Origin of the sequence: Tardiphaga sp. OK245 (assembly GCF_900108575.1) — a bacterium.
Classification (GTDB): domain Bacteria; phylum Pseudomonadota; class Alphaproteobacteria; order Rhizobiales; family Xanthobacteraceae; genus Tardiphaga; species Tardiphaga robiniae.
Genome location: NZ_FNWZ01000003.1, coordinates 521466 through 535544, shown reverse-complemented (window position 1 = coordinate 535544; position 14079 = coordinate 521466). Strand labels below are relative to the sequence as shown.

Genomic DNA, 14079 nt, shown 5'->3' with positions numbered 1-14079 from the left:
TTTCGTGAGTAGGATTCGAAATCAGTCTTGCGCGTCTGCCGGCTGCGGCGCCTGCCACGTCTCGACGTCGATCGCGCTGACTGCGGTGCCAGCGACATTGGCCGACAGCAGCGCCTTGATGTCCAACATCAGGATGTTGGAATCATGGACACGACCGGGCAGGCTCTGCAGCAATTCTGCGAAGGCGCGGTATTCCGCCTGCGCTTCGGCCATGGAGATGGCTTTAAAGCGGAAAGCGCGGCCCGGCTGGGTCTGGCCGAACCGGCCGAGATCCGTCGAGATCACGGTCGCGATTTTCGGATAGCCGCCTGATGTGCCACGGTCGGGCATCAGCACGATGGGCTGGCCGTTGCCGGGGACCTGGATGCTGCCATTGACTGTGCCGTCGGAAACGATGTTGTGCCCGTGCAGATGTTTGATGACGGGGCCTTCAAGGCGATAGCCCATGCGATCGCTGGTCGCGGAGATCTTCCACTCGCTGCTGAGGAACAGGTCCTTGGCGTCACCGAATTCGTCATCTTGCGGTCCAAGCACCACGCGGATTGGACCTTCGGCCGGCGCAGGCAAATCGATGCGCTTCTCGTTGGCGCTGCTTGCAGCCGCCACCAGCAATTCGTCACCGGCTTGCAGCGGGCGCGGATAGGGACTGCCGAGACCGGCGCGGGCATTCACGGCGAGACTGCCGAACATCGGTTCGCCGCGCACGCCGCCTTCGATGGCGAGATAGCCGAAGGTGCCGGCGCGGGCGACGCCGAGATTGAGGCTCTCGCCATCAGCCAGCGTGACGGATGTATTGACGTTGAAGGGGGTGCCCGCGATATCGGCCGGCCGTGTCGCGCCGGTCAGCGACACACGCACGGCGCCGCCTTTGGCGGTGAAGACTGAATTGAGCGGGCCGAGTTCAATGGTGGCGGCGAACAGCGTGTTGCCGAGCAGGGCATTGGCGGCGGCCATCGCCAGTCGATCGACGGCGCCCGATGGCACCAGGCCATAGCGCTGTGCGCCGAAGCGGCCGACATCCTGCACGGATGTGCCGGGACTGACTGATGTGACGATGAGCTTGCTCATGACGCGATCAGCTCCGCGACGAATGCACCGGCTTCGGCCGCGCGGTCCTGCTCGGCAAATGTCTTCTCGTCGACAGCGGCGAAGGTGATGGCGTCGCCGGGTTCAAGCAGGAAGATGGGATCGCGGCCGAGCTGATAGGTGCGCACGGCGGTCCGTCCGAGCAGATGCCAACCGCTGGGGCCGGCAAGGCATTGCACGCCGGTCTGGATGCCACCGATGGAGATCGTTCCGGGCGGCGTCAGCAGCCGGGGATTCTGCCGGCGTGACATCTGCATCGAACCCGGCAGCCCGCTCAAATAGGACCAGCCCGGCGTGAAGCCGATCATCGCCACTTTGTAGTCTCCGCCCACATGGCGCGCGACCACTTCGTCCGGCGTTATGTTGAGCGCCTTCGCGACGTCTTCGAGATCGATGCCGTTTTCGCCGCCATAGGCGACCGGGATGCGCCAGCGCCGGGCCGCCTTGGCCTCGGGTAGCGGCTGCAGTGCCAGTTCGGTCAGCTTCTCGCCCAAAGCGTCGAAGCCGATCTGCAAGGGATCGTAATGCACCAGCAGCGAACGATAGGTCGGGACCGTTTCGGTGACGGCAGCAAGGCCGGCCGACGCGACGAGTTTGTCGAGCGCCAGCACCCGGCGGTTGGCTTCCTCGTCGATGGTGCGGCTGAATTCGACGGTGATGGCAGCATCGCCACTGGGGAGGATGCGGGGCGGGGAGAGAGCTGCGACCATGGCCTCACAACGTCAGTATTGGACAATCATGCATAGCGCGTTTTACCAGCGAGTGGAATTCGCAATCTGAAAATAGCCGTGCATCTTCAATAAATTAATACGCATGTTGGCGATAAGCCGTACTGATCGCAGAGGTTTCATCACATTGCATGGCGCTTTGAAGCAGCAGCCCTTGACGCGCTGGCATTCCACCGCAAGATGCGCCGCCGTAAGTCCAACGTCCTGCACCCTCTGACCTGAAGAGCCCTGCGTATGTCCCTGACACCCGAAGCCATTGCCACCCTGTCGAAGGTCACCACCGCGACCATCACCACCGTTCTCCTGAAGAAGGGCCTGCGCAATGTCTGGCTGCGCGGCGCCAAGCCGCTGCGCCCCGGTCAGCCCCGTCTCGTCGGTCCGGCCTTTACGCTGCGTTTTGTGCCGGCGCGCGAGGATCTCGCGACCCCGGAATCGTGGTCGTCGCCGATCTCGACCCGCACCGCCATCGAAGCCATGCCGGAAGGCTGCATCGCCGTGGTCGACGCCATGGGCATCACCGACGCCGGCATCTTCGGCGACATCCTCTGCGCCCGCATGCAGAAGCGCGGCGTCGCTGCGCTGATCACCGACGGCGTGGTGCGTGACATCGAGGGCGTGCTCGGCACCAATCTGCCGGTCTGGTGCGACGGCTATGCTGCTCCGCCGTCGGTTGCCGGCCTGACCTTTGTCGGCTGGGGTGAACCGATCGGCTGCGGCGGCGTTGCCATCTTCCCGGACGACGTCATCGTCGCCGACCAGGACGGCGCTGTCGTGATCCCGAAGGCCTTCCTCGATCTCATCCTCGCCGAAGGCGCCGAGCAGGAGCGCATGGAAGCCTGGATCGTCAACGAGGTGAACAACGGCGCCACGCTGCCCGGCCTGTATCCGATGAATGCCGAGACCAAGGCGCGCTACGCCGCGTCGAAGAAGTAATCAACCAACTCAATACCCTCATCCTGAGGAGCGGCCGCTTGGCCGCGTCTCGAAGGGCGAGGGAGTGTTCATCCCTCATGGTTCGAGACGGCGCTGCGCGCCTCCTCACCATGAGGGCCAGAGATTGGAGACCGTGCCATGAAGCTTTTCCCCGCAGGTTCGCGCCCGACCAAAAGGGCGCCAGAGGAATACTTCACGGGCACGGTCTGGCAGGACCCGGTCATTGTCGCCGAAGCGCCGGCGCGGCTGGTGACATTCCGCGTCAGCTTTGAGCCCGGCGCACGCACCGCCTGGCACACCCATCCGTTCGGGCAGACGCTCTATGTCATCGCGGGCGTTGGGCGCTTTCAGACCGAGGGCGAGCCGGTCGTCGAGATCAAGCCGGGCGACACCGTCTGGATTCCACCGGGCGAGAAACACTGGCACGGCGCGGCGCCGACCACTGGCATGACCCATATCGCCATGCAGGAAGCGCTCGACGGCAAGACCGCGGATTGGATGGAAAAGGTCAGCGACGAACAATATGCGAAGCCGGTCGGCTAGCACGGCTAGGCATTGCCGGGTACGAGGACGACGCTGGGTTCAAAAGTCTAGCGGCGCATTGTCCACCACCTCTTTCATGACGAAAAAGGTCCGGGTCTGACGGACGCCGGGCAGTGCGATGAGCTGCGTGCCGTGGATACGATTGAAATCGGCCATGTCGCCGACGCGGATTTTTAGGAAATAGTCGAAGTCGCCGGCGACCAGGTGGCAATCGAGAACGAATTTCAGTTTGGCCACCGCCTTTTCAAACACTGCAAAGCTTTCCGGCGTCGAGCGATCGAGCACGACTCCGACCATGACCAGCGCGCCGCGGTTGACCTTCTCGGGCGCAATGATGGCACGTGTGTTCCTGATATAGCCTTCGTCAAACAGCTGCTGCGTGCGGCGATGACAGGTGGCGGGACTGACATTCACCTTCGCCGCCAGATCGGCATTGCTCAAACGCCCGTCTTTCTGCAGCAAATGCAGCATGCGAAGTCCGATTTTATCCAGATTTTCTGCCATGAAAGAATCTTCCGAATTTTTGGAACTTAATGCGTCTTACTTCCAGTTTTGATTGGTATGATACGATATATAGCAGATCACAGCCATATCTTTGAAAGCACCTTCCGCACCGAACATGCTAGCTGTAGCGCCAGTTTTCACGACAACAGGTGTCACATGCTCGAAGGCTTCGAACGCTATCCGCTCACCTTTGGACCCACCTATATCGAGAAGCTGGAGAAGCTCTCGGCCCATCTCGGCGGCAAGGTCGAACTCTACGCCAAGCGCGAGGACTGCAATTCCGGGCTAGCCTATGGCGGCAACAAGCTGCGCAAGCTCGAATACATCATCCCCGATGCCATCGCGTCGAACGCCGATACGCTGGTATCGATCGGCGGCGTACAGTCCAATCACACGCGCATGGTCGCGGCCGTTGCAGCCAAGATCGGTATGAAGTGCCGGCTGGTGCAGGAGAGCTGGGTGCCGCATGAGGACGCCGTCTACGACCGTGTCGGCAATATCATGCTCAGCCGGATCATGGGCGCGGATGTGCAGCTCGTTGACGAAGGCTTTGACATCGGCATCCGCCATAGCTGGGAAGAGGCGATCGAGGATGTGAAGGCTAAGGGCGGCAAACCCTACGCCATTCCGGCTGGTGCCTCCGTGCACAAATTCGGTGGGCTCGGCTATGTCGGCTTTGCCGAAGAAGTCCGGGCGCAGGAGAAGGAACTCGGCTTCGCGTTCGACTACATTGTCGTCTGCACCGTGACCGGCTCGACCCATGCCGGCATGTTGGTGGGCTTCGCCAAGGACGACCGCCAGCGCAGGGTCATTGGTATCGACGCATCTTTCACGCCGGTCCAGACCAAGGCGCAGGTACTTGAGATTGCGCAGAACACCGCCAAGCTGGTCAAATTAGGCAAAGACCTCGTCGCGGATGATGTGGTGCTGATCGAGGACTACGCCTATCCCGTCTATGGCGTGCCATCGGAAGAGACTAAGGACGCCATCCGTCTCTGCGCGCGTCTGGAGGGCATGATCACCGACCCTGTCTATGAAGGAAAATCGATGCAGGGGATGATCGACCTCGTGCAGAAGGGTTACTTCCCTGAAGGATCCAAGGTGCTCTATGCACATCTCGGCGGCGCGCCGGCGCTGAATGGATATGGCTACGCGTTCCGTAATGGATAGAGGCTGTCACATCGCGTGCGCCGGCTTTGCAGCCGGCGCGCCGATTGCCTCCGGTCACTCGAACCAGCGGTTGACGGTCGCGCGGAAACTGCCGTCTTCCTGCATGATGTGCAGCCACTGATCGACGAAGGCCTTCAGCGCCACATCGCGCTGGAGCCAATAGGCCTTCTCGGCAAAATCGAACGGCGTGTCGGGATGCACGGCGCACAGCACACCGTGATGCAGCTTCTGCTGATAGCGGGTCTCTGACGCATCGGTCATCATCAGGTCGGCACGGCCCAGTGCGATCTCGTCGAAGATACGGGTATTGTCGTTGAAGACGGTGATCTCGGCTGATTTGATATGCGCCCGTGCAAAGCGCTCATTGGTGCCGCCCGGATTCACGATCACCTTGATACCTGGCCGATCGATCTCAGCGAGGGTGCCGAATTTCCCTGCATCGGCGCAGCGCGCGATCGGCGTCTTGCCCTCGCGCATGATCGGGATCGAGAACACACCCTTCTTCTGCCGGTCGAGGGTGATCGACACGCCGCCCATCACCATGTCGAACCGGTCTGCCGCAAAGTCCGCCGACAGTTTTGGCCAGCTGGTCTTCACATAGTCGACCTTGACGTCGAGCGCCTTTCCGAGCGCCTCCGCCATCTCCACGTCGAAGCCCTTGAACGATGTCGTAGTCGGATCGAACGCGCTGAACGGCATGTAGTCGCCGGTCAATCCAACACGCAGCGTCCCCCGGGCGATGATATCGTCGAGGCGGGACGGTGAGGGCGCAGCAACTGGCGTCTGTGCATGCAAGGGCGCGGCAAGCAGCAGGCAGGCCGCAAGCCAGGCGGCGGTGATCCGGATCATGACGTCTCCCCCGTTTGTATCGCGAAGCGCACCGTTCAGGGGCGCACCGCGTTACGATCAGCTTACAGGGGATGTTGGACCTTTCAATCGATGAGCAGCGTCGCTGGGATCAGTTCACCCGCGTCCAGGTCTGGCCGCCGCAGAACATGCCGCCGAAGGCACAGCCCTGGACGCGCAGCGTGTCACTATCTTTGAGCGCGATAGTCGAATCATAAGTGCTGCCGCTGTTCGGATCGAAGATCTTTCCCGCCCATTTGTTGTTGCCGGGCTTCATGTTGATCAGCACCTTCTCCCCATTGGCCTCGGTCTTGGCATTCATCGAATAGCCGCACAGATTGGCGCCGCATTGTTCGATGCGAACCTTGCCTTCCTTCTTCTCGGTCATCCAGATGCCGAGCGGCGTTGCCGCGGCGGCGGGCGTAACCGGTGCGGGCGCATCCTGCTTGTTGACTGGATCTGTGGGCGGTGCGTTGGCGATGACCGTAGAGGGCGCAGATTTCTCGGCAGGCGCGGGAGCCGGGGCAGGCTGCGGGGCCACCGCGACGGATGGCGTGACAGGTGTCGCCGGAGTTGCCGCCTCCTTTGGGGCGACGACAGGCTTCTGCGTCTCCACAGGCTTGGCCGTCTGTTCGGATCGCGGAGTGTTGGGGGCCTGCTCGCGCGTCTCGCGGTCACGCTCGCGCTTGCTGCGCTTGGTGCCATATTCGTAGACGCCGGGAATGGACACCGAGATGCAGTCCGTCGAGTTGCAGTCGCTTGGCGCTTCGATGGTAATGGTGCGGCCACCGATGTCGAACGAGTAGCTGTCGCCGGCCTGAGCGGCGGTGCTGGTCAGCAGGATGGCGGCGAGGGCGAAGAGCGGCTTCATGTGTCCTCCAAAGCGGTTGAAATCCTGACCCTGAACCGAGCCGCGGATGCGCCCGAACGCTTGATCCGCGTCACTCAGGGGGAATTGCAATTGCTTTGGTGTGTGGCGCCGACTGAAGAAGTGGTTCAATCCTGCGCCGGACATCTTCCGTTTGAGGCAGCGTGATAGGCCCCAACGCCGCCGCTGGACGGCGGCGTCGCCTGAAGCCTGGCTTTCGTCAGTAGTCGCTGTAACGCGAGGCGCTGCTGCCCACGGTCATCTGGCTCTTCAGCGTCTCGAAACGATCGCGGGCGGCGCGCTCGCGCCCATCGATGAAATCGATGATTTCGTCTCGCGGCATCGGGCCTGACGAAATCGGCCGTGAACTGCCGATGGTTTCATCGACGAAATACTGGCCATCGTCGTCGCGGCGTGCGGTCCAGCGAAAGCGGATGGCATCGAGCGGACCGGGGCCGAGACGAGAGTAGCCATCGACCTCGAGGGCCTCTGGAACCGTGGAGGGCGACTCGTGTTCGACGAGCGGCGCTTCGGGTTCGGCGGCGACCATGACGGATACAGTCTCGGTGACCACGGTTTCAGTGACGACGGTAATCGAAGCGGGCTCGGTGTCGCCGTGTTCGGCCACCTGCGATTCCGCTTCCTTGCGGTCGAGAATGCTCGCAATGGCCGCGAGGGCGTGATCGGTCGGATCGTTCTGGGTCATTGAAATGCGCCTCCCCGTAATTACGCAACGTCCACATACCGCCGATAATCTAATCGGCTGTGGTTTCATTTTGGTAATCGCTGTGGCTGTTTTTAGGCAGAGATCGGCGGACGCCTGTCTTTCCAGGGCCGGATCTGCTCGAGTTGCCCGGCCAGACGGAACAGCATGGCCTCGTCGCCGAAATGCGCCGTGAACATCATACCGATCGGCAGGCCTTTACTGCTCCAGGCCAGGGGCACCGACATGGACGGCTGGCCGGTCATATTGGCCATACTGGTGCCTGGCATGTAGCGGCGCAGCAAAGGCGCGACATGGCTGAGATCGTCCGACATCGTATCGATCTCGCCGATCCTGATCGGCGGCGTGCAGAGCGTCGGCGACAGGAAGATGTCGCAGCCGGTAAAGAATTCGGTGACACTGCGGGAGATCTGGAATGCGTTCTGCAGTGCTGTCACGTAGTCGACTGCGCTTGCCTTGCGGCCATTGTGTGCGCTGCCGAGTGTGAGTTTCTCGAAATCATCCGAGGTCATCGGGCGGCCGAACTTCTTCTCCGCGAACTGCACGGTAACCGCCGTATTGGCCGACACGATCGCCGCAATCACTTGTGCAGGGTCCAGCGGCAACGCCGGCGCGCGTTCTTCGACATGATGCCCCTGTGCTTCGAGTAACCTGGCGACATCGCGGACGGCGGCGGCGACTTCGGGATCGATTGCATCGCCATAGGGCGACTTGTCGGTGAAGAAGATGCGCAGCCTGCCGGGACCACGGCTGACTTCATCGAGGAAGGGACGTTCCGGTGCGGGCGCCATATAGGGGCTGGTCAGTTCAGGCCCGTGAACAGCATCGAGCATCGCGGCGCTGTCGCGTACGCTGATGCTGACGACGTGGCCGCAGGAAAAGCCGCCCCAGCCTTCGGCCTTGTCAGGACCCGTCGGATTGCGAGCGCGGGTCGGCTTCAGACCGAACACGCCGCAGGCCGAGGCTGGAATACGGATCGAACCGCCGCCATCGCTGGCATGGGCGACCGGCAGGATCCGTGCAGCCACGGCAGCGGCTGCGCCCCCGGATGAGCCGCCCGATGCATGATCGGTATTCCACGGATTGCGCGTCGGCCCGTGCAGCCGGCATTCGGTCGTCGGCATCAGCCCGAATTCGGGGCTCGCGCTCTTGCCGAATATCGTCAGGCCGGCCTTGAGGAAACGCTGGGCGAGGGTGCCGGTGTGATCGGCGACGAAGTCCTTGTAGAGGCTGGCCCCGAAGGTCGTGCGCGTGCCGTCGAGGAGTTCGAGATCCTTCAGCAGGAATGGCACGCCGGTGAACGGCCCGTCGGGCAACCCCTCGTCGATCTGGCGCCGCGCATAGTCCTCATGGCGCACCACGACAGCGTTGATCCGGGGATTGACGCGCTCGGTGCGCGCCACCGCCTCATCGAGCAGTTCGCGCGGGCTGACCTGCTTGCTGCGCACCAGCCCGGCAAGGCCGAGCGCGTCGTGATCGCCGTATTCCTTGAATGCCATCGCGGGGTACTCTGGTGAGGACTGCGGACGTGCTAGCGCGGATCAATCATCCGCGCCAGCAATCGACGGTTCAGCCGAACACGTCCGCGTTGACGGCATTTTGCTTGATCGGCTCGCCGTCGAGCACGCTGAGCATGTTGCGAGCGGTTTGCGCGCCCATGCGGTCGAGCGCTTCACGCGTCACGCCGGCGACATGCGGCGCGATGATCACGTTCGGCAGTTCGAACAGCGCATGACCGAGCGGCGGCGGTTCCGCCTCGAACACGTCGAGGCCAGCGCCGGCGAGCTTGCCCGAGACCAGCGCGTCATGCAGCGCGGCTTCGACGATGATGCCGCCACGCGCGGTGTTAATGAGATAGGCCGACGGCTTCATGCGGGCGATCCGCGCAGCGTTGAACAGGCCGGTCGTCTCCGGAGTCTTCGGGCAATGCAGGCTGACAAAGTCGGCACGGGGCAGGGCCGCGTCGAGATCGCTGACAGGCTCGCAGCCGGCAGCCTTGATTGTATCGGCCGAGACATAGGGGTCATAGATCAGCACGTTCATTTCCATCGCCTGGCAGCGCTTGGCGGTGCGGGTGCCAATGCGGCCAAAGCCGACCACCAGCACAGTCTTGCCGAACAGGTCGAATGGCAGCGCTCCGAAGCGCGACGCCCATTTGCCTTCCTTGACCATGGCGTGCAGTTCGACTGCGCGCTTGGCGAGCGTCAGCATCATGAACAGCGCCTGTTCCGCAACCGAGGGTGAGTTGGCGGTGCCAGCGATCATCAGCGGCACCTTGCGCTTGGACAGCGCCGGCACATCGACCGCGTCGTAGCCGACGCCGATGCGCGCCACCACCTTCATGTCCTTGCAGGCTTCGAGTTCGGACTCGCCGAACCGCGTGGCGCCGAGCGCGGTGCCGTGCACCGGTGCGTGTTGCTCAATCAGCTTGATGTAGTCGGCAGCGGAAATCAGATTGCTGAACTTGACCACTTCGATGTCATCGCGTGCATTGAACAGGTCCATTCCCTGGGTCGACATCGACTCGGTGATCAGAAGTTTCTTTTTGTTGGTCGCCATTTCCACCCCTTGAAGCATTCTACGTTGTTGCGCACCTGCCAATGGCCGCGCGGGCGTTATCTACAGGCTTGGCTCGATGAGGTCTACCATTGGCGGAGACGTGGTGTGTGGACTTGGCCGTGTTGAAGCCACTATGGTTGCTGATGATCACAAGTGATTTGCTGCGCCGCGAAATTGCGGTGAGGAGACGATGATGACCAGAATGAATTTGCCCAAGCGCACGCATCGACCACTGCGCCATGTGCTGTGCGTCGCCGCCGTTCTGCTGCTCGGAAATTCCGCAGCGGTCCATGCGCAGGGGCTGGTACAGGGCGTGCAGCAGGGTGCAAGAGACGGCAATCGTGCGGCCGGGCCGATTGGCGGCGTTTTGGGTGGTGCGATCGGCGGCGTCGTGGGCGTTGTCGGCGGCGTCCTGGGTGTGCCTTCGAACAGCAATGTTCGCGGTCCCGTGGGCGGGCAGTCGAGTGCCAAACAAACCAAGGCGGCCAAGAAGGGCAAGAAGGGCGCTCAACCCGCGGCGGAGCCGGAACTGACCGCCGAGCAGATCGTCGCGAGTAGCGACGCCAACACTAGCCGTATCAAGACGTCGCTCAACCTGACGCCGGAGCAGGAAAAGAACTGGGCTGGTTTTAGCAACGCCATGCATACGCTCGGCAATAACGGCGCGGAGCGCCTGAAACTGCGTATCGCCCGCGCCAAGCGCGATCCGCCGGATGACATCATCGAGCAGATGCGCAACGAGGCTCAGTTCCTCAACGACCGGGCCGTCGATCAGCGCGCCGTTGCCGATGCCGCGGAGCCGCTATTCGCTACGCTGGATGACAAGCAGAAGGCGCTGTTCATTCAGGAGATGGTTGGCCTCAGCCGCGAGCGCGGTCTCGACTAATCGCCGCAGAGAGGAACCTCTTGGCCACGGGGACGTTTTTCCTTCATCAGATGAAGGAGACGATCATGGCCGAGAAATTCGATCCCGCACCCCACGATAAATACGCTGTTGGCGTGAAGGAGGCAGCGCGTGCTGATCGCAAAACGTCTGAGGAACTCAAGACCGGCCTGAAGGACAGTTTCCCGGCTTCGGATCCTGTGAGTGTGACGCAGCCTGACCGGTCGAAACACGATAACGACGACGGCTCATCGCTCTGGAACAAGATCACGGGCGTCTTCAAATCCTGACGGCGCGTGCGCTGTTGTAATAATTAGTTAACCACGTGCGCTGCACAATCACATCGGGCTTTGACTGATGATGGAGGCTGGCGTTGGCGACCGTGTTCTCTGACAGTGATCTTGAAGCAGCCGATATCCCTGCGGCTTCACGGCGGGGCGATATCTTCACCATCCACGCGACGCGCAATGATCAGAGCATGGTGACGCACCGGATCATTCCGGACGTTGCCGTCGCGCAGGCCCGGACGCTCAATGATGCGGGGTGGCGGGTCAGTATCTCTGGTCTCGGCGGCCGCCGGTTCTCGCCCTCGGAATTTCATCAACTGCTGACGTTCAAACGGATCGGCTGACGATCCCAAATTTGAAACCCCGCCGGTAACACGAGCGGGGTTTTTTGCACGTGCGAACATGATAGGTTCGCGCCGAAGAATCCTCCTAATTCACATAAGGTAATTGGCCTAAGTCGATGAGAAAAATGGCATTCGCGATCTTGGCTCTTGCCTGCATCGCTGCGCAGTCTCCCCTACATGCAGCGTCGTCCCGGACCGATCAGATGCTCAAACTGTCGCCGGAAACCCGTCTGGAGCAGCGTTGCGATGCGCGTGCGATGGGCTCCGTGGGCCGCGAGCACAAGGGATACAAACCGGACGAGTTCGTTGCCTACGCGTTTGCCGATCCGGTCATTCGAGGCAACCAGATCAAAGCGCCGGGCGGTGCCATCCGCAGCGGGGGCAAGTGGTACAAGCTGTCCTACGTCTGCGAGACCACTCCTGACGGGCTCGACGTCAAATCCTTTGCCTATCAGCTTGGCACCGAGGTGCCGCGTAGCGAATGGGACGAACACTATCTCGTGCCACGCTGACTGCTGATAAGGATTGCGGCCGGGCTCACGATCATGGCTGAGCTACAGGTTCACCATGGCCGGCGATTTGAAAAAGCGTGACGAGATCGCGTTGAGCAATTCCGTGCTCTGCATTGTTTCCAGGTTCGAACGCGCGCACAGCAACGCTTTGACGGGCGGCAGGTGTGGCAGATAATATTCCTGCGCCCAGACAAGTGCAGGCGGGATCATCCGCTTCGGAATCGCGGTGAAGCCGATGCCGCTTTCCACAGCCGCCAACTTGGCGTGATAATCGGGACTGTTGAATACGATCTTGTAAGACAGGCCGTGGCGCGTCAGCGTCCGGATCATCAGATCGTCGCCCGGCCAGGTCAGAATCGGGATCGGTGCGCCCGGACTGAGGACGAAGTCCTTTGCGCGCACCCACACGAACTCCTCATCGGCTTCGTTGACGATCAGGTGCGATATCTCGCTGCTCATTTCCGGATTTTCGAGAATGTAGGCGATATCGATATAGCCGTCGATCAGGCCTTTGGTGATGCCCACCGAGTTGTCAGTGTGAATGACCAGATCGGCCAGGCTTTGGGAGGTCTGATGGCTGAAGAAATCCTGGACGAACAGGGTGCTCAATCCAAACCGGATCGGCTGCGGAAGATTGGCCACGCCGCCAATCCGCAACATCTGGTCGTTGGCTTCCAGAATCCGTCTGGCCTGATGCAGCACCAGCTTGCCGAGCTGGGTAGCCGTCGTGCCGTTGACCGTTTTGGTGAAGAGGTTGCCTCCCACCATGGTCTGAATGCGCTTGATCTGGGAACTGACAGCGGGTTGGCTCAGGCCCAGCCGTTCGGCGGCCTTGGTCAGGCTGCCGGTTTCCGCGATCGCCACCACAGTGCGAACGATCTCGATGGGGATATTGAGCGGCTGATATCGCTTGTGCATTGCGACATTCCAGGGTCGTCGAGCAGATCGATCCATCAATATCTATAGTTGTGTGACGATGAACCGCAATCGAAGAATTTAGATGTACTCTAAACTGCGTGAAAAGACGTATCGCGTGGAACCCGCAATCTGGATAATCCTGCCGGAACAAGGTAGCTCAATACGGCGCCGATTCCTTAAGGGCGTAGATTTTCTTTTAAGCAATTACAGGTTGTCTGCTTCGGCGCTCGGCACGCGTGAAAACGCGATAGTCTGGGCAGGCTGTCATCGGTTTTCGGAGACTGCAGATGTCCGGCACCCGCAGAGTTCATCTGAACGATAACATTCGCACCGAACATCTGAAATGTTCGGGCTGCAGGACCCAAGTTTATCTGATCAAGATCGAGACGGACGACGAGGGCGGTGAAATTCGCACCTTTGGCTGTCCACATTGTGCCACGTCGAAATCGCTGCGTTTGGCGCCGCGCCGGCAACACCTCAAGCCCGCTGAACTCGTTGCGGACCAGGTCGTCTGCTGATCGAACGACTACAGTCGGTCGACGCGCAAAAAGAATGCCCAGATGATGGATAGGACGGCGGCAATGACAAGCCATGACGGGTTCATGCAGAATATGTCGCCGTAGTGGCACACCTGCATCGCCCATCTGCTGTTGTTGATACTCGCTGCGTAAAACACACCGGCAGCGACCGTCAGAATGCTCGCGATCATGAACATGGGACGCTCCAATAATATTGGCGCCACACTGTTCTGCATTCTTGAAGCAGCCGTGAATCGAATCGACGAAAGTCGGGGGCTTTGCGCATTTTTGATACGCGCACTCCAGCCCGATACCGTCGCGGATCCGCTTGAGGCTTTGTTAACCGCGAGTCGCCCAGAGTTCCCGATGGGGACATTGCGACGTTGGGGAGGCCCGATTTGGCCAAATACGAAACGACGAAATACGCGCAGATGCGCCGCTGCCGGATGGCGCATCTTCATGGCGAGTTGATCGACGAGCGATTCAGCGACGATGCCGACAGCGTTTTCGTCAACGGCTATGTTCACGCCGTTCGTCCCGATCTGACCTGCTGGCCACTGCGCTGGACGATCACCGTGGAGCCGTATCCGGTCGAAAGCCGCGTTCTGGCGATGACCGGTTGATCGGCGCGCGCACATCCAAACAAAAAGCCCTCG

Annotated in this window: 19 protein-coding genes; 9 read left to right on the top strand and 10 right to left on the bottom strand. The window is 61.2% G+C overall.

The features are described from left to right. Window positions 1-21: 21 nt before the first annotated feature. Both BLW80_RS15200 and pxpB read right to left on the bottom strand, forming a co-directional pair. Window positions 22-1068, bottom strand: a complete 1047-nt coding sequence (locus BLW80_RS15200; protein WP_093758598.1) for a 5-oxoprolinase subunit C family protein — start codon at window positions 1066-1068, stop codon at window positions 22-24. Continuing rightward, window positions 1065-1796, bottom strand: a complete 732-nt coding sequence (gene pxpB / locus BLW80_RS15195) for a 5-oxoprolinase subunit PxpB (RefSeq protein ID WP_093758597.1) — start codon at window positions 1794-1796, stop codon at window positions 1065-1067. Before pxpB ends, BLW80_RS15200 begins: the two co-directional genes overlap by 4 nt. A gap of 252 nt (window positions 1797-2048) precedes the next feature. Between pxpB and BLW80_RS15190 the strand changes: the two genes are divergently transcribed. Both BLW80_RS15190 and BLW80_RS15185 read left to right on the top strand, forming a co-directional pair. After that, window positions 2049-2747, top strand: a complete 699-nt coding sequence (locus tag BLW80_RS15190) for a ribonuclease activity regulator RraA (protein ID WP_089264363.1) — start codon at window positions 2049-2051, stop codon at window positions 2745-2747. Window positions 2748-2885: 138 nt separating this feature from the next. Continuing rightward, a complete protein-coding gene (locus BLW80_RS15185) occupies window positions 2886-3290 on the top strand; it encodes a (R)-mandelonitrile lyase (RefSeq protein WP_089264362.1) in 405 nt (134 codons plus the stop codon). A gap of 39 nt (window positions 3291-3329) precedes the next feature. On the opposite strand, the gene BLW80_RS15180 is transcribed toward BLW80_RS15185, so the two are convergent. Further along, window positions 3330-3794, bottom strand: a complete 465-nt coding sequence (locus BLW80_RS15180; RefSeq protein ID WP_089264361.1) for an Lrp/AsnC family transcriptional regulator — start codon at window positions 3792-3794, stop codon at window positions 3330-3332. Between the two features lie 156 nt (window positions 3795-3950). On the opposite strand from BLW80_RS15180, the gene BLW80_RS15175 reads away from it, so the two are divergent. Beyond that, window positions 3951-4964: a 1-aminocyclopropane-1-carboxylate deaminase gene (locus tag BLW80_RS15175; RefSeq protein ID WP_093758596.1), complete on the top strand. Its 1014-nt coding sequence runs from the start codon at window positions 3951-3953 to the stop codon at window positions 4962-4964. Window positions 4965-5018: 54 nt separating this feature from the next. Here the strand turns inward: BLW80_RS15175 and BLW80_RS15170 are convergent, their stop codons facing one another. The 5 genes from BLW80_RS15170 to BLW80_RS15150 all read right to left on the bottom strand — a co-directional run bounded on the left by BLW80_RS15170 (window position 5019) and on the right by BLW80_RS15150 (window position 9961). Next, entirely contained in the window at window positions 5019-5813 is a 795-nt protein-coding gene (locus BLW80_RS15170) for a transporter substrate-binding domain-containing protein (protein WP_093758595.1), read from the bottom strand. Between the two features lie 109 nt (window positions 5814-5922). Then, on the bottom strand, window positions 5923-6681 hold the full coding sequence (locus BLW80_RS15165) for a DUF2147 domain-containing protein (protein WP_093758594.1): 759 nt from the start codon (window positions 6679-6681) through the stop codon (window positions 5923-5925). A gap of 217 nt (window positions 6682-6898) precedes the next feature. After that, window positions 6899-7384 (bottom strand): hypothetical protein, encoded by a 486-nt coding sequence (locus BLW80_RS15160; RefSeq protein ID WP_093758593.1) that lies wholly within the window; start codon window positions 7382-7384, stop codon window positions 6899-6901. A gap of 92 nt (window positions 7385-7476) precedes the next feature. After that, complete coding sequence (locus BLW80_RS15155) at window positions 7477-8901, bottom strand: amidase (RefSeq protein ID WP_093758592.1); 1425 nt, start codon at window positions 8899-8901, stop codon at window positions 7477-7479. Between the two features lie 70 nt (window positions 8902-8971). Further along, complete coding sequence (locus BLW80_RS15150) at window positions 8972-9961, bottom strand: hydroxyacid dehydrogenase (RefSeq protein ID WP_093758591.1); 990 nt, start codon at window positions 9959-9961, stop codon at window positions 8972-8974. Between the two features lie 202 nt (window positions 9962-10163). On the opposite strand from BLW80_RS15150, the gene BLW80_RS15145 reads away from it, so the two are divergent. From BLW80_RS15145 to BLW80_RS15130, 4 genes are all read left to right on the top strand, one after another. Then, on the top strand, window positions 10164-10847 hold the full coding sequence (locus BLW80_RS15145; protein ID WP_086937017.1) for a Spy/CpxP family protein refolding chaperone: 684 nt from the start codon (window positions 10164-10166) through the stop codon (window positions 10845-10847). A 65-nt stretch (window positions 10848-10912) separates the two neighbouring features. Continuing rightward, complete coding sequence (locus BLW80_RS15140; protein WP_089264703.1) at window positions 10913-11134, top strand: hypothetical protein; 222 nt, start codon at window positions 10913-10915, stop codon at window positions 11132-11134. Between the two features lie 83 nt (window positions 11135-11217). Then, complete coding sequence (locus tag BLW80_RS15135; RefSeq protein WP_089264353.1) at window positions 11218-11475, top strand: hypothetical protein; 258 nt, start codon at window positions 11218-11220, stop codon at window positions 11473-11475. Window positions 11476-11678: 203 nt separating this feature from the next. Beyond that, the gene (locus BLW80_RS15130) at window positions 11679-11987 is read left to right on the top strand and encodes a DUF930 domain-containing protein (protein ID WP_093759105.1); all 309 of its coding nucleotides are present in this window, start codon (window positions 11679-11681) and stop codon (window positions 11985-11987) included. A 42-nt stretch (window positions 11988-12029) separates the two neighbouring features. Here BLW80_RS15130 and BLW80_RS15125 read toward each other — a convergent pair whose 3' ends face one another. Beyond that, the gene (locus BLW80_RS15125) at window positions 12030-12905 is read right to left on the bottom strand and encodes a LysR family transcriptional regulator (protein ID WP_093758590.1); all 876 of its coding nucleotides are present in this window, start codon (window positions 12903-12905) and stop codon (window positions 12030-12032) included. A 287-nt stretch (window positions 12906-13192) separates the two neighbouring features. Between BLW80_RS15125 and BLW80_RS15120 the strand changes: the two genes are divergently transcribed. Beyond that, a complete protein-coding gene (locus BLW80_RS15120; RefSeq protein WP_093758589.1) occupies window positions 13193-13423 on the top strand; it encodes a hypothetical protein in 231 nt (76 codons plus the stop codon). 8 nt (window positions 13424-13431) lie between these two features. Here the strand turns inward: BLW80_RS15120 and BLW80_RS15115 are convergent, their stop codons facing one another. After that, complete coding sequence (locus BLW80_RS15115) at window positions 13432-13620, bottom strand: hypothetical protein (protein ID WP_092142869.1); 189 nt, start codon at window positions 13618-13620, stop codon at window positions 13432-13434. 201 nt (window positions 13621-13821) lie between these two features. Here BLW80_RS15115 and BLW80_RS15110 point away from each other — a divergent pair, with 201 nt between their 5' ends. Beyond that, a complete protein-coding gene (locus BLW80_RS15110) occupies window positions 13822-14046 on the top strand; it encodes a hypothetical protein (protein ID WP_068731744.1) in 225 nt (74 codons plus the stop codon). Window positions 14047-14079 lie beyond the last annotated feature (33 nt).

Coding starts and splice junctions, on each gene's coding strand:
- BLW80_RS15200 (WP_093758598.1), bottom strand. CDS start 1,068: ATGAGCAAGCTCATCGTCACATCAGTCAGTCCCGGCACATCCGTGCAG.
- BLW80_RS15145 (WP_086937017.1), top strand. CDS start 10,164: ATGAATTTGCCCAAGCGCACGCATCGACCACTGCGCCATGTGCTGTGC.
- BLW80_RS15165 (WP_093758594.1), bottom strand. CDS start 6,681: ATGAAGCCGCTCTTCGCCCTCGCCGCCATCCTGCTGACCAGCACCGCC.
- BLW80_RS15155 (WP_093758592.1), bottom strand. CDS start 8,901: ATGGCATTCAAGGAATACGGCGATCACGACGCGCTCGGCCTTGCCGGG.
- BLW80_RS15170 (WP_093758595.1), bottom strand. CDS start 5,813: ATGATCCGGATCACCGCCGCCTGGCTTGCGGCCTGCCTGCTGCTTGCC.
- BLW80_RS15120 (WP_093758589.1), top strand. CDS start 13,193: ATGTCCGGCACCCGCAGAGTTCATCTGAACGATAACATTCGCACCGAA.
- BLW80_RS15190 (WP_089264363.1), top strand. CDS start 2,049: ATGTCCCTGACACCCGAAGCCATTGCCACCCTGTCGAAGGTCACCACC.
- pxpB (WP_093758597.1), bottom strand. CDS start 1,796: ATGGTCGCAGCTCTCTCCCCGCCCCGCATCCTCCCCAGTGGCGATGCT.
- BLW80_RS15185 (WP_089264362.1), top strand. CDS start 2,886: ATGAAGCTTTTCCCCGCAGGTTCGCGCCCGACCAAAAGGGCGCCAGAG.
- BLW80_RS15160 (WP_093758593.1), bottom strand. CDS start 7,384: ATGACCCAGAACGATCCGACCGATCACGCCCTCGCGGCCATTGCGAGC.
- BLW80_RS15130 (WP_093759105.1), top strand. CDS start 11,679: ATGCTCAAACTGTCGCCGGAAACCCGTCTGGAGCAGCGTTGCGATGCG.
- BLW80_RS15180 (WP_089264361.1), bottom strand. CDS start 3,794: ATGGCAGAAAATCTGGATAAAATCGGACTTCGCATGCTGCATTTGCTG.
- BLW80_RS15140 (WP_089264703.1), top strand. CDS start 10,913: ATGGCCGAGAAATTCGATCCCGCACCCCACGATAAATACGCTGTTGGC.
- BLW80_RS15175 (WP_093758596.1), top strand. CDS start 3,951: ATGCTCGAAGGCTTCGAACGCTATCCGCTCACCTTTGGACCCACCTAT.
- BLW80_RS15115 (WP_092142869.1), bottom strand. CDS start 13,620: ATGTTCATGATCGCGAGCATTCTGACGGTCGCTGCCGGTGTGTTTTAC.
- BLW80_RS15150 (WP_093758591.1), bottom strand. CDS start 9,961: ATGGCGACCAACAAAAAGAAACTTCTGATCACCGAGTCGATGTCGACC.
- BLW80_RS15125 (WP_093758590.1), bottom strand. CDS start 12,905: ATGCACAAGCGATATCAGCCGCTCAATATCCCCATCGAGATCGTTCGC.